This is a genomic window from Burkholderia sp. AU33423, assembly GCF_002223135.1.
In the GTDB taxonomy this organism is placed as follows: Bacteria; Pseudomonadota; Gammaproteobacteria; order Burkholderiales; family Burkholderiaceae; genus Burkholderia; species Burkholderia lata_D.
In genome coordinates, this window is the sequence record NZ_NKFH01000005.1 from 593938 (window position 1) to 618264 (window position 24327).

Genomic DNA, 24327 nt, shown 5'->3' on the forward strand with positions numbered 1-24327 from the left:
CACGGCCGGCGCCGCGCGCCGGTCTTCGCTCCCGTTTTGACCGATTTATGCCGACTCACCCGCTGGTTTTCCATTCGTCGCCGGACCAGACGATCGCCTGGCGCGACGGCGCGCCCGTCACCGTGCGCGCATTCGTCGCCGACGTCGCGCGCGTGGCCGCCACGCTGCCCGCCAGCGGCCACGTGTTCAACGTGTGCCGCGACCGTTACCGCTTCGCGGTCAGCCTGTGCGCGGCGCTCGTTGCCGGCAAGATCAGCCTGCTGCCGTCGACGCACACGCCGGAAATGGTCCGCCAGCTCGCATCGTTCGCGCCCGACGCGTTCTGCCTGCACGACGCGCCCGACTGCACGATCGACCTGCCGCGCTTCGCGTACCCCGACGCCGCTCCCGGCGAGCTCGCGAGCGATGCGCCGTTCGTCGTGCCGCAGATCGACGCGGCGCGAATCATGGCCTACGTGTTCACGTCCGGCTCGACCGGCGCACCCGTGCCGCACCGCAAGACCTGGGGCTTCCTGGTCGGCTGCGTGCGCGCGGCGGCCGACCGCCTCGGTCTGCTCGACGGCCGCGCGGCCACGCTGATCGGCACGGTGCCCGCGCAGCACATGTACGGCTTCGAGTCGACGGTGCTGCTCGCGCTGATCGGCGGCCTCGCGTTCAGCAACCGCCAGCCGTTCTACCCGGTCGACATTCGCGACGAACTCGACGCGATCCCGCAGCCGCGCGTGCTCGTCACGTCGCCGATCCACCTGCGTGCGCTGCTGGCGGCCGGCCATGCGCTGCCGCCTGCCGCGCTCGTGCTGTCGGCCACCGCGCCGTTGTCGGAAAAGCTCGCGTGCGAAGCCGAGGCCGCGCTCGACGCGCCGCTCGTCGAGATCTACGGCAGCACCGAGACCGGCCAGATCGCGACCCGCCGCACGTCGCAAGGCGCGACCTGGTCGTTGTTCCCGGGCATCCGGCTCGACGCGCGCGACGAACGGGAAAGCGACGACGGCGAGCCGACGGTCTGGGTGTCGGGCGGGCACGTCGAGGCGCCCGTGCCGATGGGCGATGCGCTCGAACTGCTCGGCGACGGCCGGTTCCTGCTGCACGGCCGCAAGGCCGACCTCGTCAACATCGCCGGCAAGCGCACGTCGCTCGCGTACCTGAACCATCAGCTCAATGCGATTCCGCAGGTGATCGACGGCGTGTTCTTCATGCCCGACGAAGCCGCGCCCGCCCACGCCGGCGCGGGCCTCGAACCGGTCACGCGCCTCGTCGCGCTGGTCGTCGCGCCGACGCTCGCGGCCGCCGATCTGCAGCGCGCGCTGCGCGAGCGGATCGATCCCGCCTTCATGCCGCGCCCGCTCGTGTTCGTCGACGCGCTGCCGCGCAACGAAACGGGCAAGCTGCCGCGCGACGTGCTCGCCGCGCTCGTTGCGCAACATGCGCGTACTTCGGCCGCGCCGACGCCCGTGCGCGACCCGGCCGGCGCGCCCGCATCCGCGCTCGGGTTCACGATCCCCGCCGATCACCCGGCGCTGCCCGGCCACTTCCCCGGCCATCCGGTCGTGCCGGGTGTCGTGCTGCTCGATCACGCGATCCATGCGATCGGCACGGCGCTGGACCGTCCGCTGCACACGTGGCGGCTCGGGTCCGCGAAATTCCTGAGCCCGGTCGCACCCGGCGAACCGCTCGATCTCGCTTACGACGCCGCAGCCAGCGGTGCGATCCGCTTCACGCTGCGCGCCGGGACGCGCGAGGTCGCGAGCGGCGTACTGTCCGCGCCGCCGGCCGCGCGGGACGGCGCGCAGCCATGAAGCGCACCGCGTGGGCCGAACGCCAGGAGCGCAGCAACGCGGGCTTGCTGCGCGTGATGACGTGGATCTCGCTGCGCTTCGGCCGGCAGCGCGCGCGCGTCGTGCTGCACCTGATCGCGACGTATTTCGTGCTGTTCTCGCCGGTCGCGTGCGCAGCGTCGCGCGACTACCTGCGCCGCGTGCTCGGCCGCCCCGCGCGCTGGCGCGACGTGTACCGGCACGTGTTCACGTTCGCGGCAACGATCCACGACCGCATCTACCTGATGAACGGACGCTTCGACCTGTTCGACATCCGGCTGCACGGTGAAACGCTCGTCGACGACGCGCTCGCGGGCGGACGCGGCGCGTTCCTGATGGGCGCGCACCTCGGCAGCTTCGAGGTCGTGCGCGCGATCGGCCGCACGCACCCGGACCTGCGCGTGGTCGTGACGATGTACGAGAAGAACGCGCGCAAGATCAACGCGACGCTCGCCGCGGTGAATCCCTCCGCGCAGCCGGAAGTGATTCCGCTCGGGCAGGTCGACTCGATGCTGAAGGTACGCGAGCGCCTCGACGCGAACTGCATGGTCGGCATGCTCGCCGACCGCACGCTGCTCGACGACGCGGCCGCGTCGCTGCGCCGGCTGCCGCTGCTCGGCGCGCCGGCCGCGTTCCCGCTCGGGCCGCTCTACATGGCCGCGATGTTGAAGCGGCCGGTGATCTTCATGACGGGCCTCTATCGCGACGGCAACCGCTACGATGTGCACTTCGAGACGCTCGCCGATTTCTCCGACGTGCGGCGCGACGCACGCGCGGCGGCCGTCGACGCGGCACTCGCGCGCTACGTCGCGCTGCTCGAAAAATACTGCCGCGCGGCACCGTACAACTGGTTCAACTATTTCGATTTCTGGCAAGGCAGCGACGCCGCGACCGTGACCGCACGCAGCGACGCGGTGCGCGCCGGTGCCGGCCTGTCCGCCACGAGGGATTCCGACGCATGACCGCCGTTCGCCGCTGCCTGCCCACGCTTCCGTCCGCGCTGCGTCGCGCCGTCCGCGCGCTGACCGTCGCCGTCGCGGCGACCACCACCGCGTTCGCGCTGACGGCCGGGCCCGCGCAGGCGGCCGACACGGCACCGGCGTGGAACCTCGACCGGTTGATGTCGACGCTTGCGCAACACAAGTCGGGGCGCGCGACGTTCACCGAGACGAAGTACCTGTCGATCGCGACGCAGCCGGTCGAATCGTCGGGCGAACTCGTGTTCGTCGCGCCCGACCATCTCGAGAAGCACACGCTGAGCCCGAAGCCCGAACACCTCGTCGTCGACGGCGACATGCTCACCGTCGAGCGCAACAACCGCAAGTTCACGCTCGCGCTCGCACGCTATCCGGAACTCGGCGCGTTCATCGACAGCATCCGCGCGACGCTCGCCGGCAACCGCTTCGCGCTCGAACAGGTGTACAAGGTCGCGCTCGCCGGGCGCGGCGACGACTGGACGCTGACGCTCACGCCGCTCGACTCACGGATGCTGAAGGTCGTCAGCACGATCACGCTCGACGGCACGCGCGACGTGTTGCGCAGCGTCGCGATCCGGCAGGCCGACGGCGACCGTTCGGTGATGCGGCTGCAGCCCGTTCCGGCGAACCCGAACTGATGGACGAACGCACCCGCCCCCTCGCGTCACCGGTCGCGCGCCGCCTGCATGCGCTGCGGCAGCGCGCGGTGCTCGTGTGGCTGCTCGCGCTCATCGCGTGCGGCGTCGCGATCGGGCGCGCGCACTTCACGGCTGACCTGTCCGCGTTCCTGCCGAGCGCGCCGAGCGCCGGGCAGCGCGTGCTCGTCGACCAGTTGCGCGACGGCGTCGTGTCGCGGCTGATCCTCATCGCGATCGACGGCGGCGATGCCACGACGCGCGCCGCGCTGTCGCGACGCGTCGCCGGTGCGCTGCGCACCGATCCGCAATTCGCGGCTGTTCACAACGGCGAAGCCGCGAACGACGCGCGCGACCGCCAGCTCATCTTCGATCATCGCTACCTGTTGAGCCCGGCCGTCACGCCGCAGCGCTTCAGCGCCGCCGGCCTGCATCAGGCGCTCGGCGACAGCCTCGACCTGCTGAGCTCGTCGGCCGGCCTCGTGGCCAAGGCGATGCTGCCGCGCGACCCGACCGGCGAAGTCGCCACGTTCGTCGACCCGCTCGACAGCGCGGCGGAACCGGCGAGCCGTGACGGCGTGTGGGCGTCGCGCGACGGCACACGCGCGGTGCTCGTCGTGCAGACGGCCGCCGCCGGTTCCGATACCGACGCGCAGGCCCGCGCGATCGACTCCGTGCGCCGCGCGTTCGCCGCCGCGCAGCAGGCCGTGCCGAACGCCGCCGCAGCCACGCTCGCGATGACGGGCCCCGGCGTGTTCTCGGTCGACACGCGCGACACGATCCGGCACGACGTCGAACGGCTGTCGACGGCGAGCGTCGTGCTGATCGTCGCGCTGCTGCTGACGCTGTACCGTTCGCCGCGCACGCTCGCGCTCGGCTTGCTGCCGGTGCTGACGGGCGTCGCGGCCGGGATTGCGGCCGTCAGCGTCGCGTTCGGCACGGTCCACGGGCTGACACTCGGCTTCGGCACGACGCTGATCGGCGAAGCCGTCGACTATTCGATCTACCTGTTCGTGCAGTCGGCGCAGGCCGGCACGCGCGGCACGGCACGCCCGGCCGACGCGACGCGCGCATGGGTCGCCGCGTACTGGCCGACGATCCGGCTCGGCGTGCTGACGTCCGTGTGCGGGTTCGCGTCGATGCTGTTCTCCGGATTCCCGGGCCTCGTGCAGCTCGGGCTGTATTCGATCGTCGGGCTGACGGCCGCCGCGCTCGTCACGCGCTTCGTGCTGCCGCACCTGCGCGGCGAGCATGTCGCGATCCGCGACGTGTCGCGCGTCGGCGCCGTGCTCGCGCGTGCGGCCGACGCCGCGCCGCGGCTGCGCTGGCCGCTCGCCGTGCTGGTGATCGCCGCGGGCGCGACGCTCGTGCTGCATCGCGACGGCCTGTGGAGCCGCGAGCTCGCCGCGCTCAGCCCGGTGCCGGCGCACGCGCAGGCGCTCGATGCGCGGCTGCGCGCCGATGTCGGCGCACCCGATGTGCGCTATCTCGTCGTGATTTCCGCATCGACCGAACAGGCCGCGCTCGAAGGCGCCGAGAAGGTGGCCGCGCAATTGCAGCCGCTGGTCGACCGCGGCGCGCTCGCCGGCTTCGAAAACCCCGCGCGCTACCTGCCGAGCGATGCCGCGCAGCGCGCGCGCCAGGCGAGCCTGCCGGATGCCGGCGTGCTCGCCGCGCGGATGCACGATGCCGTCGCGAACCAGCCGATCGCGGTCAAGCCCGACCTGTTCGCGCCGTTCATCGCCGACGTCGAGGCCGCGCACCACGCACCGCTGCTGACACGCGCGGACTTGCGCGGCACGTCGATGGCGCTCGCCGTCGATGCGCTGCTGACCGAACGCGACGGCCGCTGGAGCGCGATGCTGCCGCTGCGCGCGCCGGACGCCGCCCGCGCCGCGCAACCGGCGTCGAGCCTCGATGCCACGCCGATTCGCGCGGCCGTCGCGCGCGCGGGCGTGCCCGATGCGCTGTTCGTCGACATGAAGGCCGAAGCCGATCGCCTGTACGTGAGCTATGTGCACGAGGACATCCGGCTGTCGCTCGCGGGTTTTGCCGCGATCGCCGTGCTGCTGCTGATCGCGCTGCGCTCGCCGCGCCGTGTCATGCGCGCGCTCGCGCCGCTCGTCGCGGCCGTGCTGGTCGTGACGGCCGGCTTCGCGCTCGCCGGCGTGCAGCTGACGATCCTGCATCTCGTCGGGATGCTGCTGATCGTCGCGGTCGGCTCGAACTACGCGCTGTTCTTCTGCAAGCGCGACGACGCGCAGCCCGTCACGCCGTACACGCTCGTGTCGCTGCTGATCGCGAACTTCGCAACGGTCGCCGGCTTCGGGCTGCTGGCGCTGTCACGCGTGCCGTTGCTCGAAACCTTCGGGCTGACCGTCGGCCCGGGCGCGATGCTCGCGCTCGCGTTCGCCGCGATTCTCGCGCCGCGCCCGGCCGAGGCTGCGGCCATCAACCGTCATCGAGGAAACCGCGCATGAACGCGCCGTCGTCCGTTCCGTCGCGGCAGCCCGGCGATACGCGCCGATGGAAGCCGACGCCGCTGATCGCGGGCACGGCCGCGCTGCATGCGGGCGCGGCGGCCGCCGTCGTCGCGCAGCCGGCCGCGTGGCCGTGGGCGGTCGGTGGCGTGGTCGCGTCGCATCTCGCGCTGACCGCCGCCGGCCTGTGGCCGCGCAGCACATTACTCGGCCCGAACTGGACGCGCCTGCCGGCCAACGCGGGCCGCCGCATCGCGCTGACGATCGACGACGGTCCGGACCCGGACGTCACGCCGCGCGTGCTCGACCTGCTCGACCGTTACGACGCGCGCGCGACGTTCTTCTGCATCGGCGATCTCGCGCGCCGTCATCCGCGCTGGATCGAGGCGATCGTCGCGCGCGGTCATGCGATCGAGAACCACAGCCAGCGGCACCGGCACACGTTCTCGCTGTCGGGGCCCGCCGCGCTGCGGCGCGAGATCGCGGCCGCGCAGCAGACACTGACCGAGATCGCCGGCACGCGCCCGCTGTTCTTCCGTGCGCCGGCCGGCCTGCGCAACCCGTTTCTCGAGCCGGTGCTGTGCGAACTCGGCCTGCAGCTGGCGAGCTGGACGCGGCGCGGCTTCGACACGCGCGCCCGCGATGCGGCGACCGTCACGCGTCGCCTGCTGCACGGCCTCGATGCGCGCGACATCCTGCTCGTGCACGACGGCCACGCGGCGCGCGATGCGCGCGGCGAACCGGTAGTGCTCGACGTGCTGCAAGCGGTGCTGCGCGCGGCCGCCGACGCGCAATTGCACTGGACCACGCTGCGCGCGGCGCTCACACCGGAACCGCCCGGCGGGCCGGGCGAGCCGGCCGGTTCGGCACCCCCGTTTGATAAAATCTGACCTCGAACGGCGCGCCTGCCAGCCCTGCTGCGGCGCCCGTTCCGGCCACCGGATGCGACCCTCGTGAAACCTCTCCTGCTCTCGCACTTCACCGCCACCAGCTGCATCGGCCGCGGCCTCGATGCGACCCTCGATGCGCTGCGCGACGCGCGCGGCGGGCTCCAGCCCTGCGACTTCGAACGTGCAGATCTCGACACGTGGATCGGCGCGGTGGACGGCGTCGATGCGCAGCCCGTGCGGGCTGATCTCGCCGACTTCGAATGCCGCAACAACCGCCTCGCGCAGCTCGGCCTGACGCAGGACGGCTTCGACGCACGCGTCGCGGCGGCCGTCGCGCGTTATGGAGCGGCACGCATCGGCGTGTTCATCGGCACGAGCACGGCCGGCATCCTCGAAACCGAACACGCGTACCAGCGCCGCGATCCGGCGAGCGGCGCGCTGCCCGCCGACTTCCGCTACGCACACACGCACAACCCGTATTCGCCGGCCGCGTTCGTGCGCGCGTTTTTCGCGCTGCACGGGCCGGCGATGGCGATCTCGTCCGCCTGCTCGTCCGGCGCGAAAGTGTTCGGCTCCGCGCGCCGCATGATCGAGGCGGGCCTGATCGACGCGGCCGTCGTCGGCGGCGTCGATTCGCTGTGCCTGACGACGCTGTACGGCTTCAATTCGCTCGAACTGCTGTCGCGCCAGCCGTGCCGTCCGTTCGACGTCGCGCGCGACGGCATCTCGATCGGCGAGGCCGCCGCGTTCGCGCTCGTCGAACGCATGCCCGACCCGCCCGCCGCACTCGACGCCCACGCGATCCTGCTGCTCGGCATCGGCGAATCGAGCGACGCGCATCACATGTCGTCGCCCCATCCGGACGGGCTCGGCGCACGCGTCGCGATCGAGCAGGCGCTCACCGCCGCCGGCCTCGGTGCGAACGATATCGACTACGTGAACCTGCACGGCACCGCGACGCCGAGCAACGACGCGGCCGAAAGCCGTGCGATCGGCGCGCTGTTCGCCAGTACGCCTTGCAGCTCGACGAAGGGCGCGACCGGCCACACGCTCGGCGCGGCGGGTGCGCTCGAGGCTGTCGTCGCCGCGCTCGCGCTGCGCGAGCAGTTCGTGCCGGCCGGCGTCAACACGACGCAGCCCGACCCGGCACTCGCCGCCGATTACGTGCTCGCGAGCCGCGATACACGCGTGTGCGCCGTCCTGTCCAATTCGTTCGGCTTCGGCGGCACGAATTGCAGCCTGATCCTCGGCCGCGCCGACCACGCCCGCCGTTGAGGCCCGCCATGGCACTCACCGCCTTCATCGAAAGCATCGGCCTCATCGGGCCCGGATTGAACGACTGGCCGCACGCGGCCGACGTGCTCTCGGGCCGCGTACCGTATGCGCCCGCCCGCACCGAGCTGCCTCCCCCGGCCGGCCTGCCGTCGGCCGAGCGGCGCCGCACCGGCCCCGTCGTGCGCGCGGCGCTCGCGGCCGGCCACGAAGCGGTGGCCGCGAGCGGACGCGACGCCGCGACGCTCGCGACCGTGTTCAGCGCCTCGGGCGGCGACGGGCAGAATTGCCACGCGATCTGCGAGACGCTGGCCGGCGATGATCGCCAGCTGTCGCCGACGCGCTTCCACAACTCCGTGCACAACGCGCCGGCCGGCTACTGGAGCATCGCGACCCGCGCGATGGCGACGTCGAACGTGCTGTGCGCGCACGACGGCAGCTTCGCCGCGGGCCTGCTCGAGAGCCTGTGCCAGGTCGTCGTCGATCGCGTGCCGACGCTGCTGATCGCGTACGACACCGACTATCCGGAACCGCTGCGTACGGTGCGACCGATCGGCGACGCATTCGGCGTGGCACTCGTGCTCGCGCCCGAAGCAAGCGAACGCGCGCTCGCCCGCATCGACGTGCAGCTCGCCGACGCACCCGCCACGCCGCTCGCGAACGCCGAACTCGATGCACTGCGCGCCGGCAATCCGGCCGCACGCGTGCTGCCGCTGCTCGACGCCATCGCCGCGCGGCGTTCGACGCGCGTCGTGCTCGACTACCTGGCCGATACACGCGTGCAGGTCGACGTCGCGATGCCGGATACGTTCACGGTGCGCGCGTGATGACTGCGACGATCCCGCTCGTGCCGCCGCTCGATCACGCGTGGATCGCCGCACACATTCCGCACGACGGCGCGACGTGCCTGCTCGATACGGTCGATGCGTGGGATGCCGCCTGCATCCGCTGTACCGCGACGAGCCACCGCGATCCGCGCAACCCGCTGCGCGCATACGGCCGGCTCGCGTCCGTCTGCGGCATCGAATACGCGGCGCAGGCGATGGCCGTGCACGGCGCGCTGCTCGGTGCGCACGAAGCGCGCCCGCGCGTCGGCTATCTGGCGAGCGTGCGCAACGTCGACGCGTTCGTCGACCGTCTCGACACGTTCGCGCAGCCGCTCGTCGTCGAAGCGGAACGCGTGAGCGGCGACGCCCGGTCGGTGCTGTACGGCTTCGCGCTGCGCTGCGGCGATCGCGTGCTGCTGTCCGGCCGCGCCGCGGTAATGCTCGACGCGTCGGCAGCCGGCGCGCTTCGCCCAGGCCCGGCGCCAGCCGGCGATGCAAATCCTCGATGAAGCCGCTTACTCAAGAGAAGGAAACCAGCTCGTGAAAGTTCGTCAGTTCATTGGCACAGCGTTCGTTCTGGCGCTGATCAGCCCGATCGCGCACGCGGACATGTCGGAAGTGAAGCAGGACATCAAGCGCGATTCGAAGGAAGCCGCGCACAAGACCGGCGAGGCGGCCCGCAGCTTCGGCCACGCGACCGCGAGCGCCGCGAAGGCGGTCGGGCACGGGGTCGCACACGCATCGCGCGAAGGTTGGGATGCCACCAAGCGCACGACGAAGCGGATCTTCCACAAGAACGACTCGGGCGAGTCGGGTGGAAAGAGCGAAAAGAACTGATCACGCATCCCGCGCGCGTTGCCGACGGCATGCGCGCGGGGCATGACCGCTCATCGACCGCTCACCGAGCGTTCGCCGATTGCGATGCGCCGGCGCTGCCGTCAGCGAGCACCGTGCATGCGGCGCCGCGACCTCGCCGGCCGGCGCGCGAAGCACTTGCCGTACGCGACGAACCAGCAATCGCGATGATCGAAGTTCCGCAGCAGCCGCGCGCGGCGCCGCTCGAGCCAGTAGAGCGAGATCGCCATCGTCAGCGCGACGGCCAGCGCCGAGCCGCCGATCACGAGTCCCATCCAGGTGTCGCCCATGCGTTCTCCGGAATGCGAGGCCGAAGCGGCGCGCCTGCCGCCGCTCCGGCACGGGATAGTGGGGAACGCGACCCGCTCGCGCGCGAACGCCGTGCGGGCCGCCACGCGTCAATGCATGTGCTGGCCGCCGTTGATCGCGATGTTGGAGCCCGTCACGAAGCCGGCCTCCTCCGAGCACAGGTAAGCCACCAGCGCGGCGACTTCCTCGGGCTTGCCGAGCCGGCCCGCCGGAATCTGCGGGAGGATCTTCGAGTCGAGGATGTCCTGCGGGATCGCCGTGACCATCTTCGTCGCGAGGTAGCCCGGCGACACCGTGTTCACCGTCACGCCCTTGCGCGCGATCTCGAGCGCGAGCGATTTCGTGAAGCCGTGCATGCCGGCCTTCGCGGCCGCGTAGTTGGTCTGGCCGACCGAGCCCTTCGAGCCGTTCACCGACGAGATGTTGACGATGCGACCCCAGCCGCGCTCGACCATGCCTTCACAGACCGGCTTCGTCATGTTGAACACGGAATCGAGGTTGGTGCGGATCACCGCATCCCAGTTGACCTTGTCGAGCTTGCGCAGCGTCATGTCGCGCGTGATGCCCGCATTGTTCACGAGAATGTCCACCGGGCCGACGTCCCGCGTGATCTTCTCGATGCATTGCTGGCACGAATCGTGATCGGCCACGTCCACCGGGTACGCGTGGAACTCGCGGCCGGCCGCGTGCATCTCGGTCAGCCAGCGGTCCGCGCCGGTATTGTTCGGCGAATACGTGACGACTACCCGGTGGCCCGCGTCGTTCAACCTGATGCTGACCGCTTCGCCGAGGCCGCCCATTCCACCAGTCACAACTGCAATTCGCTTAGTCATCCTATTAATTACCGACAAAAAAGTAATCGATCAAGGCGGAGCGGCGGCGTCGCTCAGGCTGCCGCCCCACCGCTTCGATGCGCAGCCGCCCGCGTCGCGGGCACGGCACGCACCGGCACCTCGCGCTTGTTGTTGACTGCTTGTCGTGCGCAAAAACCGCTTCGCCCGCTTGCGGCGCCGGCCGGCGCCGCAAGCGGAACGAGTCGTCAGACCCTGCTCAGACGCGCTCGACCGCGAGCGCGACACCCATCCCGCCGCCGATACACAGCGACGCCAGCCCGTGCTTCGCATCGCGCTTGGCCATCTCGTGCAACAGCGTCACCAGGATCCGGCAGCCCGACGCGCCGATCGGGTGGCCGATCGCGATCGCCCCGCCGTTCACGTTCACCTTCGACGTGTCCCAGCCCATCTGCTTGTGCACCGCCAGCGCCTGCGCCGCGAACGCCTCGTTGATTTCCATCAGGTCCAGGTCGCCCGGCGTCCAGCCCGCGCGCTCCAGGCACCGGCGCGATGCCGGCACCGGGCCCATCCCCATCACGCTCGGATCCACGCCCGCGTTCGCGTACGCCTTGATCCGCGCCAGCGGCGTCAGGCCGAGTGCCGCCGCCTTCTGCGCCGACATCACCAGCACCGCCGCCGCGCCGTCGTTCAGCCCCGACGCGTTCGCCGCCGTCACCGAGCCGTCCTTCGAGAACGCCGGCTTCAGCCCGGCCAGCGATTCCGCCGTCACGCCGTGACGCACGAATTCGTCGGTGGCGAACTGCAGCGGCTCGCCCTTGCGTTGCGGAATCGCCACCGGCACGATCTCGTCGTCGAAGCGGCCGGCCTTCTGCGCGGCTTCCGCCTTGTTCTGCGACAGCGCCGCGAATGCGTCCTGCTCTTCGCGCGTGATTCCGTATTCCTTCGCGACGTTCTCCGCCGTGATGCCCATGTGGTACTGGTTGTACACGTCCCACAGGCCGTCGACGATCATCGTGTCGACCAGCTTCGCGTCACCCATCCGGAACCCGTCGCGCGAGCCCGGCAGCACGTGCGGCGACGCGCTCATGTTCTCCTGGCCGCCCGCGATCACGATCTCCGCGTCGCCCGCGACGATCGCGTTCGCCGCCAGCATCACGGCCTTCAGGCCCGAGCCGCACACCTTGTTGATCGTCATCCCCGGCACTGCGCTCGGCAGCCCGGCCTTGATCAGCGACTGCCGTGCCGGGTTCTGCCCAGAACCGGCCGTCAGCACCTGGCCCATGATCACTTCGCTGACCTGCTCGGGCTTCACGCCCGCACGCTCCAGCACCGCGCGGATCACCGTCGCGCCCAGCTCGGGCGCCGCAATCTTCGCAAGCGAGCCGCCGAATTTGCCGACCGCGGTCCGCGCGGCCGATACGATCACTACATCCGTCATGTCCAGTTCCTGCATCGAAATCAGTTGGTCGTTCTGACGCCGGCGCGTGCCGGCCTTGGCTGGCGATCGCGCATTTCGGGCCACTCGGCTCGATAGCGGTCGCACGCCGCCATACGGCGCGCGCCGCCCGTTCGAACGGGCGGCACACCGGTACGGCTCGCCGGTTCACCGGCGTCTTGCGGCAAACCGGAGGTTCGCCGGACGCCACGCGGCACACGCGGCGTCCGGCGCCATCCGGCGCCGATCGATCGTGTCGCGCTTATGCGCGACACGTTCTTGCGTAGCTACGCGATCACGCAGCCGAATCGCGTGCGGCCGCGGCGTCCTTGCGTGCGGCGGCAGCCGTTTGCTTCGCGCCACGCGTGGCCGTTTCGCTGACCGCATCGAAACCGCTCTGCGCGGCTTCGATCGCCTGGCCCGTCGCTGCGCGAACCGAATCGGCTGCGGCGGTCGCCGCCGACAGCGCCGAGTTCAGCGCGGCCACCACCGGCGCCGAGCCGGCCGGCGCATGCTTCGACAGTTCGCCGAGCACGTCCTTCAGGCGCTTGTCATTCTGTTCGTATTGCGCTTGCGCGACCTTCGCCCATTCGGCCTGCGTCGACACCGCGATGTCGAACAAATGGCGGCCGTACGACACGGCCTTGCCGGCTGCTTCCTGCGGTACGGCGACCTGCTGCGCGAAGCCCACGGCCGGGTTGCTGCTGTTGAATGCGTTCTTCAGCTTGTCCTCGTACTCCTCGAGCGCCGTCCGGGCCGCTTGCAGGTTGAGTTCGACGACAGCCTCGAAACCTTGGATCGCCGGACGGGCAATCGCAAACCACGCTGCAATACCGGATTGATATTCGGCGTTGATTTTTTCGGGGGCAAATACGGACATCGGGCACGCTCCTGTTAGCAATGCGAGAGACGACGTAAAGAAAATTGGAAGCCGGATCGACAGCAGGCTTCCTTATTGACAACCCGTCACTCATTTGAGCGCGGGAAGTTGAAGGACCCCATTCTAGATCGATTAATTGTCAATTAAATGGCATTAATGCTAGGTATAAACCCTTATCTTAATCCAAGGTGACCGCTGGAACCCCTGATGCGCCGACATCGCAGACGACACCGCACGTCACTCTGTCCCGCAATGTATTTTTACCTTTTTACAGGATAACTTCATGATGTCGCGCAACATTTACCAATTCATTATTCCGTTTATTAGAAAACCGGGGCGTATTGAAAATGGAGCGGTCACCTATGTAATCGTTTTTTCTGGATTTATTATGAAATCGTTTTCGGCATTATTAATGACGGAATAAATGATCATATGAATTACAGCCGCAAAAAAAACGGCCGCATGATGCGGCCGCGGGTTCGTCAGGCAGGTGCGGAATCAGCCGGCCAGTTCCCGGTGCAGCGCGAGGAACTCCTGCGCGAGCTTGTGCCCGGGTTCCAGATGGATCACCGGCTTGGACTGCTGATGCGACTCGCGGATCTTCACCGACGCCGACAACCTCGACGCGAGCACCGGCAGCCCTTCCTCGACGAGTTCGTCGACCAGCCGCTGCGGCAGGCTCGCCCGCGGCTGGAACTGGTTGATGACGATCCCTTCCACCTCGAGCGCTGCGTTGTGGTCCTGCTGGATTTCCTTCACGTTCTCGAGCAGCGTGTACAGCGCACGGCGCGAGAAATCGTCGCAGTCGAACGGGATCAGGCAGCGCTCGACCGCGATCAGCGCCGAGCGCGTATAGAAATTCAGCGCGGGCGGCGTGTCGATGTACACCGCGTCGTAGGTGTCGAGCTCGTTCAGCGCGTCGCGCAGCTTGTAGATCTTGTAGCGCGACTCGAGCTTGCCGTGCAGCGTGTCGAGCTCGGGATGCGCGGGCATCACGTCGAGCCCTTCGAACGGGGTCGGATGAATGAACGACGCGACGTCGACCGGGCGGAAGTTGAAGGTCAGTGCGGTTTCGAAGAAATCGGCGACACCTGGCTGCGCGTCGGCTGCGGCGTCGCCGAGCAGGTAACGCGTCGAATTCGCCTGCGCATCGAGGTCGATGACGAGCGTGCGCAGCCCTTCGCTCGCGCTGATCGCCGCCAGGTTGCAGACGATTGTCGATTTGCCCACGCCGCCCTTCTGGTTGAATACGACCCGCCGCATTGTGTCTCCTCGATCGATCACGTCGAAAAGGCAAGCTTAGCCGGTCAATAATGGCGGGCGCGTGACGCAGGTCGAATTGTGCGCATCTGGCACGGGGTGTATCAGCGGCGCGTCACTGGCCCCGATACGTACGGGTTGCCCGGCACGCTCCAACGCCACGGCAGATTCGTGCCGACACGAATGCCGATGCGCGGCCCGCCCGCCGGATCGGCGGGCGGCGCGATGCCGTCGTCGACGATCGCGAACCCTTCGTGCGCACCGATCAGGTCGACACCATCCTGCGCGCCGCCGATCCCCATCGCCTGGGTCAGCCGCGCCGGTCCCCGGCACAGGTCGCGATCGCGCGTCCGCGGCGGCCGCGCCGCACGCATTTGCTCGAGTCCGTGCAGCGGCTCGAGCGCACGGATCAGCACACCCGTTCCCGTGCCATCCGGGCCGCACACGCAGTTGCAGCACCAGTGCATGCCATACGTGAAATAGACGTACAGGTGCCCCGGCGGCCCGAACATCGTCGCATTGCGCGGCGTCTTGCCGCGGTAGGTATGCGCAGCCGGGTCGATCGCGCCGGCATAGGCTTCCACTTCGACGATCCGCCCGGCCCGGCCGTCCGCGGCCGCAAGGATCTTGTTCAGCAGTTGCGGCGCGACGTCGGTGGCGACTCGGTCGAAGAATGCGCGGGGCAGCACGGTGCCCGGCCACCGACGCGCGGTTTCACTGCGCCGCATCCTGCCGCTCCGGTTGAAGACCGGAAACGGCCTTCGCCTGCAGACGAAGCTGACGGTATGCGTCGACCAGATCGTCGAGACCGAACGCGAGGTTTCTCCCGCTCGGATTGGGCAGCGCCCAGACGCTCGCCCCCTGCATGCGGGCCGGTTGCAGCCCCCACTCGATTTCTCGCTGCCCGGAAAGCGCCGAGTACGCCGCCTTGCCGAGAAAGGCGACGAAGCGCGGCCTGTAACGCGCCAGCTTCTGGTCGAACTCCGCGGCCGCAGCGATGAATTCCGCGCGCGAAAGCTGATCGGCGCTCGCGGTCGGCCGCTTCACCACCGCGGTCAGGCCGCAGCCATATTGAAGAATCGCGTGATCGTCCTGCGGCGAGATTTCCGCCGGCGTGAAGCCCGCGAGATGAATCACGCGCCAGAAGCGGTTGCTTCTCCCCGCGAAGTGATGCCCGGTGGCGGCTGCGGTCAGGCCCGGGTTGATCCCGCAGAACAACACGTCGAGCTGCGGAGCGATGAGGTCGGGAAGTTCGTCAGCCACGGTTTGCCTGGCGCGCAAGGAACATCGACGTAAACGAAACAAGGCCCGAAGGCCCGGGCCAAGCAACTGGCTTGACTCGGACGTTCGGGCCCATCGTGATGCGGGATGCCGACTTGCCGATCAGAACGGTTATGCACACTAAAAAGTGTTGATAGAGGCTCGCTTTCCCCATGGCTTATAGCGCTCATAACTCGTCACCTTGGCTTTTTGTAGGTTATCGCCAGCAAGCCACCTTGTCCAGAGCAAAAATTTGCTTTCTGGACGATTCTGTGGGTAGCGGTAGGTTCTTCGCTCGTTGTTGGCAAGCCGCCGAACGTGCGATCCCCCAAGCAGGGAACAAGTCTAAGCACCGGTGGACAACATAGCACCACGACATGAGCGACTGGGGATAGGTCTGAGGGACCAATCAGTGATTGAGCATCAAAAATCGGACCCCGCAGTCAATGATGCTCAAGCATTTTTGTGGAGGTTACGAGCATTCTTATAGTCCTGCAGCTGTCAGCAATTCTGAAGGCCGGCACGAGAGAGCGCGCGCAATTTTGAACAGGTTCAGGAGCGTAACGTTGCGTTCGCCACGCTCGATTTTGCCCATGTGGCTTCTGTCTATGTTCGCGAGGTGGGCGAGCACTTCTTGAGTAATGTCGAGCTCCAATCTGCGAGCGCGAATGGACCTCCCCACTTCCTTGAGATGCTCGTCCGAGTCGCTTCGACCAGATACCCTTTCCATCAAGATATGGTCGAGGTACCATGCCAAATTGGCCACGGCATTTACGACCCAAATCGAATGCCGACGGTTGTATCGGTAGAGATGTCCGAGGTGCTATGGAACAAACTGCAGCAGAGGGGGTTCACCTTAACGAGGTGTTTTCGCAAGTACGGTCAGCGGTTGCGGACGTGCGAGCTGGGCTAGCCCACTTCGAGCGAATGCTCGACGCGATCGATGCCGGTGACAGACATGTCTCCCGTGGCTACCTCGATCTGGTCAGTGCACTTATGCTGACGGGCTCGGTGGACGTGCGGTATCGAGGCGATTACATTACTGTTCCACTTCGCAGACTTTCCGACTGGTTTAGAGATCCGGGGACCATCGCGGCCGAGCGCTATGAGGTCGATGAAACGACATTTCGGCGATGGGCGGACCATGAACTTAGTGATGGCGCGGGCATGATCTTTCTGCCGTGCATGCAACAAGGTTGCCGGCAAACACGCATGCTGACCTTTTACGACCCGCAGGAAATGCAAACTGCGGAAGCTAAAGCAGCCTCAGGCATTTGGTATTGCCACCACCATCGGCTATTCGCGTGGCAGTCGGAAAATGCACTTGGTGGCGATCATCTTGTTCTCCTGCAGCGCGTGCGTGATTTTCCCGGCTGCAATCGACAACAGCTTGGAGCAAAGAAGGGGGAAACTGACTTCCTCGTATCGATTGGGCTGCTATTAGTGCAGTTGCCAGGTGCTGATGGAAGCGGCCGCGCACTTTCGTTTCACTTGACAGACGTTGGTCAAAGAATTGTTCGGGAGCGTTCGAAGTAATGTAGGTACCTTCACGAGGATTGCGATGGCTGAAAGCGATGACAAGAATCCATTGCCGCTTGCCGGAAAGGACGAAATACCGTCGGCTGTAGTCGAAATGCTTGCGGCTCAAATTCAGCGGATAGTAGAAGAATCGGGAAACCCAGCGGAATTCGACGCGCGGTCATGGCTCGAAGACTGGTTACGCACGCCGGTTCCGGCGTTGAACTGGCGCCCCCCCATGGAATATCTCGACACTCCCGGCGATATTGATCTTGTGTCAAGGATTCTTGCAAGCGCCCAATCCGGCACGTACTGGTGACCCTATACCGTGACAGAAGGCAGGGAACGGGGCATACCGATTTGGACGTTGTTCCGCAGTATGTTCTCCGCCCCACCTCTTCAAAGGCCTGGTCGCTGAGCGGGCCTTTTTCTCTATCCGTGGCGCGTCCGGCGCGCAAAGGTCGTAAGCGGCCGGGCAAGCCGTCATGAGCTTGTGTAAAGCTCTTGGAAATATCGTGCCCACCTAACGAAGCGGCCGCGTGAACTCTATCGACGAAGGGACGCTCGCGGAACGTCGACACCGGCGACGCTGCATTGAGGGCTTAAAGGTTAATGTGGTGGCTGCCTGCCAAGGAAACGGGGTATCGGTCGCCGCGGTCGCGCTGCAACACCGGCGCAACGCAAACCTGCTGCGGTGCTGGACTGATCAGGCCCAAGACAGGTGCGTATTCGAATGTTCGCACACACGTCACGAACGGTGGTTCGTGAACACCCATTTCGGCAGCTGATGAACAACTGCGACGGCGTCGCGAACACCGCCCACATCGGGCTGGTCGCAGCCAGAAGCGGACATTCCCCGATCGCAATTGCAATGGCTGACAAGAGAAGAAGGCGACTTCCTCTCGCGAACGGAGTCACGAAAGCTTATGATGTTTTGATTCCAATCCTGTGTGTTTCGGACCATGACCGAACAAACAAAAAACGCGCTGGGCAATCCTGGGTATTCGCCGTCGCGTTACATGCGCGAACGTCACCCCGACTTGTTTTCCGACTCGATTTCAGAACTGGAATATCAGGTAGAGCGCGAGATCTTGTCCTACCACCTCGAAACACTCACCAATCAAAAGGACGAAACTGCATTCGAGAATTTCGCGCAACGCCTATGCGAAAAATTCATCGCACCGAATATTCGTCCACAGACGGGGCCGGTTGGCGGAGGCGATGGTAAGACTGACGCAGAGACTTTCCCTGTGTCGGGTGAAATCTCAGCGCGATGGTTCGTTCCCAACAACGACAAAGCCGGCGAGCGCAAAGCCTTCGCCTTTAGTGCCAAAAAGACCTGGCAACCAAAGATAAAGTCGGACGTTGCCGCAATCGCTGGCACCAAGCGCGACTATGATCAAATCATCTGCGTGACAAACCAGTTCGTCCCCGCAAAAAAGTCGGCTGACCTGCAGGACGAACTTCTCAAGCAACATGGCATTCCAGTCACGATTCTGGATCGCACGTGGCTCCTCGACCGAGTTTTCAAGCACGACAGCATGGACATTGCCGTCGAGGAGCTTGGCGTTGGCAAGGGTACCGAGAAGCACACAAAGAAACTTGGCCCCAGTGATACCACCCGTGCAGCAGAGCTCGACACGCTTGAGGCAAAGATCGCCGATGGTTCGCAATACCAGGCGCAACCTGCAGCGCTGGTAGAAGATGCGCGGCATGCCGCGCTTCTGACACGAGGACTAGAGCGTGCGCCCGCTGACGTGAATGGACGCTTTGACCGAGCACTTCGTCTCGCGCGAGACCACAATATCAAAAAGCTTGAACTGGCAATTGCCTATGAGTGGGCATGGACCTCTTATTTCTGGCTTGAGGACTACATCCGCACGTCTGAACTCTACGATGACGTCGAACATCTCGCTCTCGGTTCAGACGATGCAAACGACTTAGAGCGTTTGAGCAACCTTCTGCCCCTGGTACGCGTGAGTGTACGTACTGGCTTGCTGGACGAATCGAAAGGAAAACTTAAGGTCCGGACTACTGCACTCAAAACTGCACTGGAATCTCTGGTGGGGCAAACCAATCGCCCAAACAATGCCCTGCATGCCGAAGCCTTGTTGCTGATGACCCGCGTCTCCGAAAAAGGCATTGAGCATCGTGACGACCAGCTCAAGGACATCTGGGTCTCGTTCACCGACGTCATCAAAAGAGCTGGAGGGCTAGGAACATTTCCGTTCACCAGCATCGCAGATGCCCTCACACAAATCGGCGAGTTCATTGCTGACAGCGATGAGTTTGACACGCTGTTCGAGACCATCACCGATGCTCTCGCGGTACGCAGCAGCGAAGGCGAGGCTGCAACTAAAAATGTCCAACGCGCGTACCAGAAGCTTGGGAAGGGCTTGCCATACGACGCAATCCGATGGTTCGGACGTGCTGTCGCTCTGCTCATTAAGGATGAGTACGAGGACGCCTTGATCAACGCGTTGATAGGCGCTGGTTTGGCCTTCGAGGAAGTTGGACTTCCTTGGGCAGCAAGGAATTACACCCTCGCCGCTGTCAGTCAGGAATTCTCAGCCTTCAAAAGATACGGCAACATCGGCGCGCTGCGCGCCTCGGTCTTGTCTAGGTACTTCGATACCGAGTGCAAACTGGGCCGCGTTCCACAGATCCTAAGCGCGCACGAGCTCGAAATGATCGTGCGCAATGCGCAAGCACGCACGGATGGGCAGCGTCGCCATCTCGAGAGGGTGCAGGAAGCGCACATGATGGAAATCGCGGCGCTGCTTCTGCAATTCCCCGTCAATAAAATGACCGAAATCGCTCAACTTCCCGACGCGCTCGAACGGCTCGCATTACCGATGGCCCGCGCTGCTCTGCTTTACTTGATGGGCAACGAAGGTATCTTGAGAACGGAGGGCTGGATTCCGGAACAGGAAACGTCCGAAGGCGCAGAGTCCTTCATGCGTAACCTGCGCAACTACGGCGCGAAAGCGGAGTATCCCATTCCAGACTTCGCAGTCGGTGAAACCGTCACGTTGACATCCAACGTGCTCGGATGCCGCATCGAGGTGGTGTGCGCCAACAATCTTGTCTCTATGGGAATCGGTGAAGCTGTACTCGGATCTCTCGAAGCTTTGCTTGCGACGAGCCTCGATCATCGAATTCTTCCTCAAGTGGATCACCTACAGTTGCGGGTTGGGCCCTCTGATGCCGCTGGGCTGGCGCCTCTTCTGCAGTTTGCCGACGTCGACGGCGAGCCTGTCGGCACGATCACACATCGAATGGTCATGGAATATAAGACCAAAGAGGATTTGCTGTCGTTTCCGAATTGGATGAAGGACGCCGTCCTCGAAATCTTTCTTCGCTTTGCCGCCCCTCAAGATGTCGAGACATGGGGTAAGGCACTATTCGAAGACGAACGGGCCCTAGATCGCGCACTGACATTCTCGAACGTTCCCATCATGCTTGGTAACCTGCATGGTGATCGCGTTCTGCTTTCTATCTCCGATTGGATCGATCCTGCTGACCGCACATATGTGGTCAAGCGCACGGAAGAATGGCTTCCCGCACCGCTTCGGGAACTCGATAAGTCGTTTGACGACACGCGACGCGGCGAAGGCCTTGCGCCGAAAGAAATACTCGCTGCGGCAAAGGCAAAGCATTCGAACACGCGCTGGGTTTCTCCCATCGACACACAGAAATGGGACAAGGCGAAATGGAGCGGGACCCTGTTCATGGGGTTCCCGCCCGGACCCGATATGCCGCCTCCCATACTGGGATTCGCCTACGAGAATATTTCGGCTGCCAAAGACATCTTCCAGTCATGGCGTAAGCGGTATGGCGATGACGATGTCAAGGACGATCTTAAAATCACCATCGTCCGCGGCATTTCGCGCGGCAATCCCGCTGCCTATGCAGTGATGGTGAGTCAAAACCCCGCCAATGTTCCGTTCTCAAGCGGAAAAACTATCGGTTTCCTTTCACGCTTCAATCGGATGTACCCGAGGACCACGAAGAACCTCGATCTGTTCCTCGAGGAGTATTCGCGTCACGGTCGATATGTGCTGCTTCCTGCCCACCTGCCAAACAAGATGGCTCCGCCCGACCCCGTCTTCGATTTGCCTATCGGAAAGCACAATCTGACCGTAATCAACGCGTGGGAGATTGGCACCAACGACTTGGCCGCGACAGTTCTGCGTCTGGATGAGCCTCCCTTTATCCCAGCGGACCAACCGAATCCGCCTGTTATCGAGACACTGGAATGGCTAAAATCCTTGCGCGCGCGTGGATCGTCATGATTAGACAGTGTTCTATTGAAGGATCAGCTGTCGTTAGTTTAGGAACGCCAGTAGGCTAATCGCCTTTGCAGCGTGGAAGGGGAGCGAGTTTGCAGGATGGGCCGCAATGCGGCCTCTCGAACAGCGAAAACGAGTAACCGCTTTGGGTTGCAGCAGCCACGTTGCACGACAGTGTCTCCGCAAAGCGGGTTAGGCGATTCTTGCCGAAGCAGGCTGCCCTTACAGTATCGGCGTTCCCCCGCTGCGCAAGCAGTCACGTCTCGCGGACTTTGTCGCGGCGAAAAGCAAAGAAACATGCGATCGTACGGACATCCGTAAGCGCTCTTTGATTGACGCCATTGCACGGCGAGGCTGATTCACCGAGGCTACGTGTCCATGTTCAATGAGCGTGGACAGGTGTGCATGAACGAGCAACGCGGAGGTTTGCAGAGCCGATTGGTGGTCGATCGCAAGCGAGACGGACGGCGTAAGTACGACGAGGATGCGAAGCGCGAATTGATACAGGCGTGTCTGAAGCCCGGGGTGTCGATCGCGCGGACGGCCATGGAGCACGACGTCAATCCAAACCTCGTTCGGACGTGGATTTCCAAGTATCAGCGCGAACAAGCCGCGGGCGAGATAGTCAGCTCCGTGACGGAGCCGTCACGAGAGGCTCGCGTCGAACTGCCGGCGGCTTGCGTGCCTGAGGAATCAGCCTTTATGCAGGTCGTCACCTCCGCGGTTGCTCCCACTCCGACTAAATTGGCTGCGGCATTCTCACTGAATGTGCACCTGCCAAACGGCGTTTCCTTAGAATTGGGCCCGGCGAACTTCGATGAACTGACGGCCGTTGTGCAAATGCTCGGGAGGCTGCCATGTTCCGGTTCGACGAAGGGCTGAAGGTTTATCTGCATCGCGATCCAGTCGACTTCCGCATGGGCATCAACGGACTGTCGATCCTGGTCGAACAGGCGATGCGCCTGAACCCGATGACCTCGGCGCTGTTCGTCTTCGGCAACCGCCGGCGCGATCGAATCAAGATTCTCGGCTGGGGCGGCAACGGCTTCTGGTTGCTGCTCAAGCGACTCGAAGCCGATCGCTTCATCTGGCCGAACGGAGGCGACACAATCACGCTCAGCGCCGAGCAATTGCACTGGCTGCTCGACGGCATCGACCTGGCCGTGATCCAGAAGCATCCCCAGCGATATTACGCGCGGATGAGCTGAACACCGCGCGGGTGACATGGTCTAATCGGCCATGCCGAACAGCCCCGTCATGCCGAGTGTTGAGGAATACCAGGCACTGCTCGCCGAACGCGATGCGCTGCGCGGTGAGCTTCGACTCGTGACGGCCCAGCGCGATCTGGCCGAAGAGAAGCTGCGGGCCTACAAGCACGAACTGTTCGGTGCATCGAGCGAGGCGCGCCATGCCGACCAGCTCGGCCTGTTCAACGAAGCAGAGGCATTGGCGGCGACTGCCGACGCGCCCGCGCGTGAAGACGTGCCCGGCACCTCGGTCGCCGCCCACACGCGCGGCAAGCGCGGGCGCAAACCACTCAATCCGAGCCTGCCGCGCGAGGTCGTGCGGCACGAGTTGCCAGAAGCTGAACGATTCTGCGCGCACGACGGCCACGCCCTCGTCGAGATTGGCGTAGAAACGAGCGAACAGCTCGACGTGATTCCCGAGCAAGTGCGCGTCGTTCAGCACCAGCGGGTCAAGTACGCCTGCCCTTGCTGTGATCTCGGCATTAAGGTCACGCCAGCGCCGACGCGCATCATCCCTCGCGGGCTGCTCACGGAATCCGCGCTGGCGTGGATCATCACTGGCAAGTACCAATACGGCATGCCACTGTATCGCCAGGCCACGCTGCTGCGTCGCTTCGGCGGCGACATCTCGTCGAACACGCTGGCCGCTAGCGTGGTGCGAGTGGGGCTTGCTACGCAGCCGGTGATCAACCTGATGCGTGACGCGCTGCTCGAATCCGACCTGATCTACGGCGACGAGACAACGTTCCAGGTGCTGAAGGAACCGGGACGAAGGCCGCAGGCAAAGAGCTACCTGTGGGCGCAGGTCAACGGCTCAGGGCCGCCCGTGCGGATGTTCTCGTACTCGCCGGGACGTGGTGCCCAACATGCGCAGAAGCTCTATGCCGGCGTGCAGCCCGGCACTGTGCTGATGACGGACGGGTACGAACTCTATAACGGCATCGCCCACGATCACCAGCTCGTGCATCTCGGATGCTGGGCGCATGTACGCCGCGGCTTCATCAAGGCCGAGGAGTCGGTGCCGAAAGCGGCACGCTCATCGGATCTGCTGGCGACGCGCTTCGTTAAGCTGATCGGCAAGCTGTTCACGGCCGAGGCGCGAAGCGCGAAGTGGACGCCTGAACGCCGGCAGCGATTGCGTACCCGATACAGCGCCCGAGCGCTCTCCCTCGTCGAATGCATGATGGTCGAGCATCTGCCCGCCGTCGTGCCGTCGAGTCTGCTCGGCAAGGCGCTGCAATACATGAGCGGGCAATGGCCCAAGCTGGTCCGCTACATCGAGAACGGCAACTGGCCACTCTCGAACAACCTGTGTGAAAACGCGATCAGACCGTTCGTCGTCGGCCGCAAAGGCTGGCTGTTCTCCGACACTGTCGCCGGCGCGCAGGCCAGCGCCAATCTGTACTCCCTCGTCGAGACGTGCAAGGCGAACGGCATCGAACCGTATCGCTACCTCGTCTGGCTGTTCACGAAGCTGCCTCTCGCTGCAACCGCCGACGACTACGCGGCCCTCATGCCATGGAGCATGCCTGCCACTCCCAACCTCTGATGGGTGTCGTTAAAAGACCGCATACGGACATCC

General features: G+C 65.2%; 23 protein-coding genes. 15 read left to right on the top strand and 8 right to left on the bottom strand.

The genetic code is table 11. The features are described from left to right. Nucleotides 1–47 precede the first annotated feature (47 nt). From CFB50_RS15285 to CFB50_RS15325, 9 genes are all read left to right on the top strand, one after another. Nucleotides 48–1796: an AMP-binding protein gene (locus tag CFB50_RS15285; RefSeq protein WP_089446408.1), complete on the top strand. Its 1749-nt coding sequence runs from the start codon at nt 48–50 to the stop codon at nt 1794–1796. Then, entirely contained in the window at nt 1793–2776 is a 984-nt protein-coding gene (locus CFB50_RS15290; RefSeq protein ID WP_089446409.1) for an LpxL/LpxP family acyltransferase, read from the top strand. The genes CFB50_RS15285 and CFB50_RS15290 overlap by 4 nt, the downstream gene beginning before the upstream one ends. Further along, nucleotides 2773–3429: an outer membrane lipoprotein carrier protein LolA gene (locus CFB50_RS15295; protein ID WP_089446410.1), complete on the top strand. Its 657-nt coding sequence runs from the start codon at nt 2773–2775 to the stop codon at nt 3427–3429. The genes CFB50_RS15290 and CFB50_RS15295 overlap by 4 nt, the downstream gene beginning before the upstream one ends. Beyond that, nucleotides 3429–5906: an MMPL family transporter gene (locus tag CFB50_RS15300; RefSeq protein WP_089446411.1), complete on the top strand. Its 2478-nt coding sequence runs from the start codon at nt 3429–3431 to the stop codon at nt 5904–5906. The genes CFB50_RS15295 and CFB50_RS15300 overlap by 1 nt, the downstream gene beginning before the upstream one ends. After that, a complete protein-coding gene (locus CFB50_RS15305; RefSeq protein WP_089446412.1) occupies nt 5903–6796 on the top strand; it encodes a polysaccharide deacetylase family protein in 894 nt (297 codons plus the stop codon). Before CFB50_RS15300 ends, CFB50_RS15305 begins: the two co-directional genes overlap by 4 nt. A 63-nt stretch (nt 6797–6859) precedes the next feature. Continuing rightward, nucleotides 6860–8071: a beta-ketoacyl-[acyl-carrier-protein] synthase family protein gene (locus CFB50_RS15310; RefSeq protein ID WP_089446413.1), complete on the top strand. Its 1212-nt coding sequence runs from the start codon at nt 6860–6862 to the stop codon at nt 8069–8071. An 8-nt stretch (nt 8072–8079) separates the two neighbouring features. After that, nucleotides 8080–8895: a beta-ketoacyl synthase chain length factor gene (locus tag CFB50_RS15315; protein WP_089446414.1), complete on the top strand. Its 816-nt coding sequence runs from the start codon at nt 8080–8082 to the stop codon at nt 8893–8895. After that, a complete protein-coding gene (locus CFB50_RS15320; protein WP_089446415.1) occupies nt 8895–9404 on the top strand; it encodes a hotdog family protein in 510 nt (169 codons plus the stop codon). The genes CFB50_RS15315 and CFB50_RS15320 overlap by 1 nt, the downstream gene beginning before the upstream one ends. Next, entirely contained in the window at nt 9388–9732 is a 345-nt protein-coding gene (locus CFB50_RS15325; RefSeq protein ID WP_089446416.1) for a hypothetical protein, read from the top strand. Before CFB50_RS15320 ends, CFB50_RS15325 begins: the two co-directional genes overlap by 17 nt. 101 nt (nt 9733–9833) lie before the next feature. Here the strand turns inward: CFB50_RS15325 and CFB50_RS15330 are convergent, their stop codons facing one another. The 8 genes from CFB50_RS15330 to CFB50_RS15365 form a co-directional block, all read right to left on the bottom strand. After that, the gene (locus CFB50_RS15330) at nt 9834–10040 is read right to left on the bottom strand and encodes a hypothetical protein (RefSeq protein WP_089446417.1); all 207 of its coding nucleotides are present in this window, start codon (nt 10038–10040) and stop codon (nt 9834–9836) included. A gap of 108 nt (nt 10041–10148) precedes the next feature. Then, nucleotides 10149–10892: an acetoacetyl-CoA reductase gene (gene phbB / locus CFB50_RS15335; RefSeq protein ID WP_089441026.1), complete on the bottom strand. Its 744-nt coding sequence runs from the start codon at nt 10890–10892 to the stop codon at nt 10149–10151. A 217-nt stretch (nt 10893–11109) separates the two neighbouring features. Continuing rightward, nucleotides 11110–12291, bottom strand: coding sequence for an acetyl-CoA C-acetyltransferase (locus tag CFB50_RS15340; protein WP_089446699.1), 1182 nt, complete (start codon nt 12289–12291; stop codon nt 11110–11112). Between the two features lie 292 nt (nt 12292–12583). Continuing rightward, nucleotides 12584–13168, bottom strand: a complete 585-nt coding sequence (phaP, locus tag CFB50_RS15345; protein WP_089446418.1) for a TIGR01841 family phasin — start codon at nt 13166–13168, stop codon at nt 12584–12586. 498 nt (nt 13169–13666) lie between these two features. Further along, on the bottom strand, nt 13667–14431 hold the full coding sequence (locus CFB50_RS15350; RefSeq protein ID WP_039345972.1) for a ParA family protein: 765 nt from the start codon (nt 14429–14431) through the stop codon (nt 13667–13669). Nucleotides 14432–14532: 101 nt separating this feature from the next. Beyond that, the gene (locus CFB50_RS15355) at nt 14533–15156 is read right to left on the bottom strand and encodes a DNA-3-methyladenine glycosylase (protein WP_089446419.1); all 624 of its coding nucleotides are present in this window, start codon (nt 15154–15156) and stop codon (nt 14533–14535) included. After that, nucleotides 15143–15691 carry a G/U mismatch-specific DNA glycosylase gene (gene mug, locus CFB50_RS15360; protein WP_089446420.1) on the bottom strand — a complete coding sequence of 183 codons (549 nt, stop codon included), beginning with the start codon at nt 15689–15691 and terminating at the stop codon, nt 15143–15145. Before mug ends, CFB50_RS15355 begins: the two co-directional genes overlap by 14 nt. Before the next feature lie 481 nt (nt 15692–16172). Further along, a complete protein-coding gene (locus CFB50_RS15365) occupies nt 16173–16418 on the bottom strand; it encodes a helix-turn-helix domain-containing protein (RefSeq protein ID WP_089446700.1) in 246 nt (81 codons plus the stop codon). 95 nt (nt 16419–16513) lie between these two features. Here CFB50_RS15365 and CFB50_RS15370 point away from each other — a divergent pair, with 95 nt between their 5' ends. From CFB50_RS15370 to tnpC, 6 genes are all read left to right on the top strand, one after another. Continuing rightward, the gene (locus CFB50_RS15370; protein WP_089446421.1) at nt 16514–17224 is read left to right on the top strand and encodes a hypothetical protein; all 711 of its coding nucleotides are present in this window, start codon (nt 16514–16516) and stop codon (nt 17222–17224) included. A 25-nt stretch (nt 17225–17249) separates the two neighbouring features. Then, nucleotides 17250–17525, top strand: a complete 276-nt coding sequence (locus CFB50_RS15375; protein WP_089446422.1) for an MbcA/ParS/Xre antitoxin family protein — start codon at nt 17250–17252, stop codon at nt 17523–17525. Between the two features lie 643 nt (nt 17526–18168). Continuing rightward, nucleotides 18169–21501, top strand: coding sequence for a hypothetical protein (locus CFB50_RS15380; protein ID WP_144020658.1), 3333 nt, complete (start codon nt 18169–18171; stop codon nt 21499–21501). 402 nt (nt 21502–21903) lie between these two features. Then, nucleotides 21904–22380: an IS66-like element accessory protein TnpA gene (gene tnpA, locus CFB50_RS15385; RefSeq protein ID WP_144020614.1), complete on the top strand. Its 477-nt coding sequence runs from the start codon at nt 21904–21906 to the stop codon at nt 22378–22380. Next, nucleotides 22356–22706: an IS66 family insertion sequence element accessory protein TnpB gene (gene tnpB / locus CFB50_RS15390; protein ID WP_027810102.1), complete on the top strand. Its 351-nt coding sequence runs from the start codon at nt 22356–22358 to the stop codon at nt 22704–22706. The genes tnpA and tnpB overlap by 25 nt, the downstream gene beginning before the upstream one ends. Before the next feature lie 31 nt (nt 22707–22737). Then, nucleotides 22738–24294 (top strand): IS66 family transposase, encoded by a 1557-nt coding sequence (gene tnpC / locus CFB50_RS15395; protein ID WP_089444703.1) that lies wholly within the window; start codon nt 22738–22740, stop codon nt 24292–24294. The last annotated feature ends 33 nt before the right edge of the window (nt 24295–24327 follow it).

Bases quoted from the DNA above. Each gene is read 5' to 3' on its own strand.
- CFB50_RS15330 (WP_089446417.1), bottom strand. From the start codon at position 10,040: ATGGGCGACACCTGGATGGGACTCGTGATCGGCGGCTCGGCGCTGGCC.
- tnpB (WP_027810102.1), top strand. From the start codon at position 22,356: ATGTTCCGGTTCGACGAAGGGCTGAAGGTTTATCTGCATCGCGATCCA.
- CFB50_RS15325 (WP_089446416.1), top strand. From the start codon at position 9,388: ATGCAAATCCTCGATGAAGCCGCTTACTCAAGAGAAGGAAACCAGCTC.
- tnpA (WP_144020614.1), top strand. From the start codon at position 21,904: ATGAACGAGCAACGCGGAGGTTTGCAGAGCCGATTGGTGGTCGATCGC.
- phbB (WP_089441026.1), bottom strand. From the start codon at position 10,892: ATGACTAAGCGAATTGCAGTTGTGACTGGTGGAATGGGCGGCCTCGGC.
- CFB50_RS15370 (WP_089446421.1), top strand. From the start codon at position 16,514: ATGGAACAAACTGCAGCAGAGGGGGTTCACCTTAACGAGGTGTTTTCG.
- CFB50_RS15375 (WP_089446422.1), top strand. From the start codon at position 17,250: ATGGCTGAAAGCGATGACAAGAATCCATTGCCGCTTGCCGGAAAGGAC.
- CFB50_RS15285 (WP_089446408.1), top strand. From the start codon at position 48: ATGCCGACTCACCCGCTGGTTTTCCATTCGTCGCCGGACCAGACGATC.
- tnpC (WP_089444703.1), top strand. From the start codon at position 22,738: ATGCCGAACAGCCCCGTCATGCCGAGTGTTGAGGAATACCAGGCACTG.
- CFB50_RS15295 (WP_089446410.1), top strand. From the start codon at position 2,773: ATGACCGCCGTTCGCCGCTGCCTGCCCACGCTTCCGTCCGCGCTGCGT.
- CFB50_RS15305 (WP_089446412.1), top strand. From the start codon at position 5,903: ATGAACGCGCCGTCGTCCGTTCCGTCGCGGCAGCCCGGCGATACGCGC.
- CFB50_RS15380 (WP_144020658.1), top strand. From the start codon at position 18,169: ATGACCGAACAAACAAAAAACGCGCTGGGCAATCCTGGGTATTCGCCG.
- CFB50_RS15315 (WP_089446414.1), top strand. From the start codon at position 8,080: ATGGCACTCACCGCCTTCATCGAAAGCATCGGCCTCATCGGGCCCGGA.
- CFB50_RS15290 (WP_089446409.1), top strand. From the start codon at position 1,793: ATGAAGCGCACCGCGTGGGCCGAACGCCAGGAGCGCAGCAACGCGGGC.
- CFB50_RS15320 (WP_089446415.1), top strand. From the start codon at position 8,895: ATGACTGCGACGATCCCGCTCGTGCCGCCGCTCGATCACGCGTGGATC.
- CFB50_RS15350 (WP_039345972.1), bottom strand. From the start codon at position 14,431: ATGCGGCGGGTCGTATTCAACCAGAAGGGCGGCGTGGGCAAATCGACA.
- CFB50_RS15340 (WP_089446699.1), bottom strand. From the start codon at position 12,291: ATGACGGATGTAGTGATCGTATCGGCCGCGCGGACCGCGGTCGGCAAA.
- phaP (WP_089446418.1), bottom strand. From the start codon at position 13,168: ATGTCCGTATTTGCCCCCGAAAAAATCAACGCCGAATATCAATCCGGT.
- CFB50_RS15355 (WP_089446419.1), bottom strand. From the start codon at position 15,156: ATGCGGCGCAGTGAAACCGCGCGTCGGTGGCCGGGCACCGTGCTGCCC.
- CFB50_RS15300 (WP_089446411.1), top strand. From the start codon at position 3,429: ATGGACGAACGCACCCGCCCCCTCGCGTCACCGGTCGCGCGCCGCCTG.
- CFB50_RS15365 (WP_089446700.1), bottom strand. From the start codon at position 16,418: ATGGAAAGGGTATCTGGTCGAAGCGACTCGGACGAGCATCTCAAGGAA.